Genomic DNA, 6,265 nt, shown 5'->3' on the forward strand with positions numbered 1-6,265 from the left:
CAAATTGCCGATTTACAACAGCAAGATAATCTTTATACCGTTGCGGAAATGTCGGCCGATGCGTGGACGGCTCGCGTCGTTGGCGTCGTTAAAAAAGCCTTGCACGTACAGATGGATGGCTTAGAAACCGTGTTGGCTGCTATGTGTGAACCGCAAATCGCGATTGTCTCTCTGACAATCACCGAAAAAGGGTATTTCCACTCTCCGGCGACCGGACAGTTAATGCTCGATCACCCGATGGTCGCTGCCGACGTGCAAAATCCCCACCAGCCGAAAACAGCAACAGGGGTGATTGTTGAGGCGCTGGCTCGCCGTAAAGCGGCAGGACTTCCCGCATTTACCGTCATGTCATGTGACAACATGCCAGAAAACGGTCATGTTATGCGTGACGTTGTCACTTCCTACGCGCAAGCCGTTGATGTAAAACTGGCACAATGGATCGAAGATAACGTGACTTTCCCATCAACAATGGTGGACCGTATTGTGCCCGCAGTGACAGAGGATACGCTGGCGAAAATCGAACAACTTACCGGTGTGCGCGATCCTGCTGGCGTTGCCTGTGAACCTTTCCGCCAGTGGGTTATCGAAGATAACTTTGTAGCCGGACGTCCGGAATGGGAAAAAGCGGGAGCCGAACTGGTTAGTGATGTGCTGCCTTATGAAGAGATGAAGTTGCGCATGCTCAACGGCAGTCATTCATTCTTGGCATATCTGGGTTATCTTGCTGGATATCAGCACATTAATGACTGTATGGAAGATGAACATTATCGTCATGCGGCGTATGGCATGATGTTGCAGGAACAAGCGCCGACGCTGAAAGTGCAGGGCGTTGATTTGCAAGATTACGCTAACCGATTAATTGCACGCTATAGCAACCCGGCGTTACGTCATCGAACCTGGCAGATTGCGATGGATGGCAGCCAGAAATTGCCACAGCGGATGTTGGATTCTGTTCGCTGGCATCTGGCGCATGACAGCAAGTTCGATCTGCTGGCGCTGGGCGTCGCGGGTTGGATGCGTTATGTCGGTGGTGTTGATGAACAGGGAAATCCGATAGAAATCAGTGACCCACTGTTACCTGTTATTCAGAAGGCTGTACAAAGTAGTGCCGAAGGGAAAGCGCGCGTCCAGTCATTGCTGGCGATTAAGGCAATCTTTGGTGATGATTTGCCAGACAATAGCTTGTTTACTGCAAAAGTGACGGAAGCGTACTTGTCTTTATTAGCGCATGGCGCGAAAGCGACCGTGGCGAAATATTCCGTGAAGTAAAAAAAGCAATGCCGCCATCGGCGGCATTCACACACTTAGTTCATGCCGAGACGAATCAGGTCCAGAGGTGCCAGTTTCTCTTCACAACCTTCAACAACTACGGTTTTTCCGCGGCGGATTTGCTCAGCGGTCAGACCTTCAGTATCAATCGACAGGATCTTGCCAGTGTGACCGGTGCCGCTAACCATAACACGGCTGCCAGTGGTGATTGCGTTACGGTTACGATCGTAGGTCGTCATAGGTGTTTTCTCCTTTCTGATTTACAGTCGAAGCCCACGTAACGGGCGCAATATAAATACTCCTGTCGAGTGAAATATTTTTTGTTTTTGATCAAGCTCACATCTTTTTTGATGCATGCATGAGCCGTAAGGCGGGGGGAAAAGCCTCTCATCCCGGATGGGATGAGAGTAAATGAATTACTCTTCGCTAAACCAGTCGCTGTTTTCCTGGCGGATCTGGCGCACGGATTCGCTGATTTCCTGCAAATGTTGCGTCATTGCACGTTCTACCGCATCGCCATCACGTTTTTGCAGGGCAGAGAAAATATCAAGATGCTGGCGTAACAGCATTTCTGGTGGAGAAACATGGTCGAAACTCATATAGCGCACGCGATCAACGGTCGCTTTCAGGTTCTCAATGGTATCCCACGCCAGTTGACAGTCGGCAATCTGCGTCAGGAGTTGATGGAAGTTGTCATCAAGTTCAAAAAAATCATCCAGTTGCTTGCGCTCAATGGCAATGCGTTGCTGGTGAAGATTTTGTTCCAGTTGGTAGCACTGGCTTTCGGTAATCATGCTCGCCGCCCGACGCGCCACCGCGCACTCAATGGCCTGACGGATAAAACTGCCGTTGCGCACCTGGGCCATGGAAATTTTGTTGACGTAGCTGCCACGCTGCGGACGAATTTGAATCAGGCCGTTTTCCGCCAGTTTAATAAAGGCTTCACGAACCGGCTGGCGTGACACATTGAAACGAACAGAAACTTCTTTTTCCGACAACGGTGTGCCTGGTGCAATCAGGCAATGGACAATGTCGCGACGAAGAATACGATAAATCTGCTGATTGACAGGCTGTGTGGGATTAAGTTGCGTTTCGACGGTCATTCGTTCTTGCTTGTGAGTGAGTTAACTGCATGAGTCTACCACTTTTTTGTGACAAGCAATAACCCGGCAGTTACGCCGGGTATAAAAATTACTGACGGTGGACATTCAGTCCGGCATAGCTTTGGGTAACCGGCATCATTTCCAGGGTATTGATATTGACGTGAGCAGGCAGCGTTGACACCCACCAGACGGCTTCGCTGACATCTTCTGGCGTCAATGCAACGGTATTTTGATAGGTTTTTTCCGCTTTACCGTCATCGCCTTTAAAGCGGACATTGGAAAACTCGGTGCCACCCACCAGACCCGGTTCGATGTCGGTGACGCGCACCGCCGTACCATGCAGATCCGTACGCAGATTCAGGCTAAACTGACGAACAAACGCTTTCGTCGCACCGTAAACGTTACCACCGGCATACGGCCAGCTGCCTGCCGTTGAGCCAATGTTAATAATATGACCATGATTACGTTCAACCATACCCGGTAAGACGGCGCGCGTCATATATACTAGGCCTTTGTTGTTGGTATCAATCATCGTTTCCCAGTCTTCAACGCTGGCTTTATGCGCAGGCTCCATGCCCAACGCCAGGCCGGCATTATTTACCAGGATATCAATATTGCTCCACTCGGCAGGGAGCGATGCCAGCATCTCTTCAATAGCGGCGCGGTTGCGAACGTCCAGTTGGGCGATATACAGATTATCTCCCAGTTCGTCTTTTAACTCCTGCAACCGCTCCTGGCGACGGCCAGTGGCGATAACTTTATGCCCTTGTTGAATAAAACGACGAGTAATGCATTCACCAAAACCTGCCGTTGCTCCAGTTACTAAAACGATCATCTCACTGTTCCTCAACGCTTTTGTGTGTCAATAACATAGCACGTGATGCTTAAGAGCGGGTAATACTGGTTTGCAAGATTGCACTCCGTTATCAGTAAGCCTACGCTATGGAACACCTCGCGTTCAGGAGAAGAAAATGACAACAATGAATCCTTTCCAAAGCACACTGCCGTATCTGGCTCCTCATTTTGATCAAATTGCCAATCATCACTATCGCCCGGCATTCGATGAGGGAATGCAACAAAAGCGGGCAGAAATTGCTGCCATCGCGCTTAACCCGCAAACGCCTGATTTCAACAATACTATTCTGGCACTGGAACAAAGCGGAGAATTAATTACCCGCGTTACCAGCGTCTTTTTTGCGATGACTGCGGCGCATACCAATGATGAATTACAGCGTCTTGATGAACAGTTTTCCGCTGAACTGGCGGAACTGGCTAATGATATCTATCTGAACGGTGAATTATTCGCGCGGGTAGATGCTGTCTGGCAGCGCCGTGAATCCCTGGGGCTTGATAGTGAATCCATCCGCCTGGTGGAGGTTATTCATCAACGTTTTGTCCTTGCCGGAGCCAAACTTGCACAAGCTGATAAAGCAAAATTAAAAGTACTGAATACAGAAGCTGCGACCCTGACCAGCCAGTTTAACCAGCGGTTACTTGCAGCAAATAAATCCGGCGGTCTGGTTGTGAACGATATCGCGCAGCTGGCAGGAATGAGTGAGCAAGAGATTGCGCTGGCGGCAGAGGCGGCTCGCGAGAAAGGTCTGGATAACAAATGGCTGATTCCGCTGCTGAATACCACCCAACAACCGGCGCTTGCCGAAATGCGCGATCGTGCGACGCGTGAAAAACTGTTTATTGCGGGCTGGACGCGAGCGGAAAAAAATGATGCCAATGATACCCGCGCTATCATTCAACGTCTGGTAGAGATTCGCGCACAGCAGGCGAAACTGCTTGGTTTTCCTCATTATGCCGCATGGAAAATCGCCGATCAGATGGCAAAAACGCCAGAAGCAGCACTCAACTTTATGCGGGAAATTGTTCCAGCGGCGCGTCAACGTGCGAGCGATGAATTAGCCTCCATACAGGCGGTTATCGATAAGCAGCAGGGCGGGTTTAGCGCGCAGCCGTGGGACTGGGCATTTTATGCGGAACAGGTACGGCGGGAGAAATTTGATCTTGATGAGGCGCAGCTCAAGCCATATTTTGAATTAAACACGGTGTTAAATGAAGGTGTATTCTGGACCGCGAATCAGCTCTTCGGTATTAAGTTTGTCGAACGTTTTGATATTCCGGTCTACCATCCTGACGTTCGTGTGTGGGAAATTTTTGATCATAATGGCGTGGGACTGGCGTTATTTTACGGTGATTTCTTCGCCCGTGATTCAAAAAGCGGCGGTGCATGGATGGGCAATTTTGTTGAGCAATCAACGCTTAATGAAACGCATCCGGTAATTTATAACGTCTGCAATTATCAGAAACCCGCTGCCGGTGAGCCTGCGTTGTTACTCTGGGATGATGTAATAACCTTATTCCATGAATTTGGTCATACGCTGCACGGCCTTTTTGCCCGCCAGCGTTATGCCACGCTTTCCGGCACCAACACGCCGCGTGATTTTGTCGAATTTCCGTCGCAAATCAACGAACACTGGGCAACGCATCCGCAGGTATTCGCTCGCTACGCCCGGCATTATCAGAGCGGGGCAGCAATGCCTGACGAACTGCAACAGAAAATGCGTAATGCCAGCCTGTTCAACAAAGGGTATGAGATGAGCGAACTGCTTAGCGCCGCACTTCTCGATATGCGCTGGCATTGCCTAGAAGAAAACGAAGCAATGCAGGATGTCGATGATTTTGAATTGCGGGCGCTGGTGGCGGAAAATATGGATCTTCCTGCTATACCGCCACGCTATCGCAGCAGTTATTTCGCCCATATTTTTGGTGGCGGATATGCTGCAGGTTATTACGCTTATCTGTGGACGCAAATGTTGGCCGATGATGGTTACCAGTGGTTTGTTGAGCAGGGCGGATTAACGCGTGAAAATGGGCAGCGTTTTCGCGAGGCGATCCTTTCCAGAGGTAACAGCGAAGATCTGGAACGCCTGCATCGACAATGGCGCGGTAAGGCTCCTCAGATTATGCCGATGCTGCAACATCGTGGCTTGAACATATAAACACCACCAATGGCTGGCCTGGAGATATCGCCAGGCCAGCCTGGTTATAGCAGTAATTGCAGCAGCTGGGCGAGGGCAAACCTCACCGCTAAAGCTAATACCGTTTCGCAGTCGCCAGCAAAATGCATAACCGCAGTGTAGTTCTGGCCTTTAATATGCCACGCGAACCAGACGGTACCCGCTGGCGTACCATCTTCACCGCCCTCCGGTCCGCCGTAGCCGGTAATGGCAATACTGACATCAGCATCCGCACGCTCTATGGCACCTGTTGCCATTTCTGCTGCCACTTTCTCACTCACCGCAGAATATCGTTCAAGAGACTGCTGGCTTACGCTGAGGATTTTCATCTTTGCCTGATCGGTGAAAGTAACAAAGCCTGCACCGTAAAATTTGGGTGTATCTTCAGCTGCACACAGGGCGCTAGCCAACTTACCGCCGGTGCATGATTCGGCGGTAGTTAAGCGTAATTGATCCGCGATAAGTCTTTGACTCAACGCGGATGTCAGGTTTTCAATAGTGTCGGTATCTGCGAGTTGTACAATTTTATCTTTATTAATGTTCACTGTTTTTTGTCCACGCTATTATATGTAAAGGTGATTTGCTTTTTCTGTATGCTCGTCCAATATAATAATTTTCAAACATATAAATCCGATTATTCTGAAAACATGTTTAAGACTCTTCAATCTTCTTAACTTTAGTGAGTCAAATTCTCTGAATATTTGACAGCTAGTGGGCTGATTTTAAATGCCTTATAACAATTGGCAGTATTCTTATTTGGCAATTATAAAAATAGCAACCAGACTTAATAAGTCAAACCAAACGCAATTAAGGAGTTAGTATGAAATTTCAGTCCATTGTATTAGCAAGTTTTCTTGTCATGCC

General features: G+C 49.1%; 6 protein-coding genes. 2 read left to right on the plus strand and 4 right to left on the minus strand.

Annotated elements, in window-relative coordinates; translation table 11 throughout:
- Positions 1 to 1,269 (plus strand): mannitol dehydrogenase family protein (locus tag ACUU1M_RS18040; protein WP_449144717.1); only part of this gene is annotated, 1,269 nt, incomplete at its 5' end.
- A gap of 35 nt (positions 1,270 to 1,304) precedes the next feature.
- Here ACUU1M_RS18040 and ydfZ read toward each other — a convergent pair.
- From ydfZ to ydfG, 3 genes are all read right to left on the minus strand, one after another.
- Entirely contained in the window at positions 1,305 to 1,508 is a 204-nt protein-coding gene (ydfZ, locus tag ACUU1M_RS18045; RefSeq protein WP_000214712.1) for a putative selenium delivery protein YdfZ, read from the minus strand.
- 177 nt (positions 1,509 to 1,685) lie between these two features.
- The gene (gene rspR, locus ACUU1M_RS18050; RefSeq protein WP_000215549.1) at positions 1,686 to 2,372 is read right to left on the minus strand and encodes a DNA-binding transcriptional regulator rspR; all 687 of its coding nucleotides are present in this window, start codon (positions 2,370 to 2,372) and stop codon (positions 1,686 to 1,688) included.
- Positions 2,373 to 2,460: 88 nt separating this feature from the next.
- Positions 2,461 to 3,207, minus strand: coding sequence for a bifunctional NADP-dependent 3-hydroxy acid dehydrogenase/3-hydroxypropionate dehydrogenase YdfG (gene ydfG / locus ACUU1M_RS18055; protein ID WP_000636575.1), 747 nt, complete (start codon positions 3,205 to 3,207; stop codon positions 2,461 to 2,463).
- A 136-nt stretch (positions 3,208 to 3,343) separates the two neighbouring features.
- Here ydfG and dcp point away from each other — a divergent pair, with 136 nt between their 5' ends.
- Entirely contained in the window at positions 3,344 to 5,383 is a 2,040-nt protein-coding gene (gene dcp, locus ACUU1M_RS18060) for a peptidyl-dipeptidase Dcp (protein WP_152029041.1), read from the plus strand.
- A 44-nt stretch (positions 5,384 to 5,427) separates the two neighbouring features.
- Here dcp and ACUU1M_RS18065 read toward each other — a convergent pair whose 3' ends face one another.
- Positions 5,428 to 5,946 carry a 2-oxo-tetronate isomerase gene (locus tag ACUU1M_RS18065; RefSeq protein WP_001024558.1) on the minus strand — a complete coding sequence of 173 codons (519 nt, stop codon included), beginning with the start codon at positions 5,944 to 5,946 and terminating at the stop codon, positions 5,428 to 5,430.
- Positions 5,947 to 6,265: the final 319 nt, after the last annotated feature.

Source organism: Shigella sp. SIG6 (assembly GCF_053555815.1).

Coding starts and splice junctions, on each gene's coding strand:
- ydfZ (WP_000214712.1), bottom strand. CDS start 1,508: ATGACGACCTACGATCGTAACCGTAACGCAATCACCACTGGCAGCCGT.
- dcp (WP_152029041.1), top strand. CDS start 3,344: ATGACAACAATGAATCCTTTCCAAAGCACACTGCCGTATCTGGCTCCT.
- rspR (WP_000215549.1), bottom strand. CDS start 2,372: ATGACCGTCGAAACGCAACTTAATCCCACACAGCCTGTCAATCAGCAG.
- ydfG (WP_000636575.1), bottom strand. CDS start 3,207: ATGATCGTTTTAGTAACTGGAGCAACGGCAGGTTTTGGTGAATGCATT.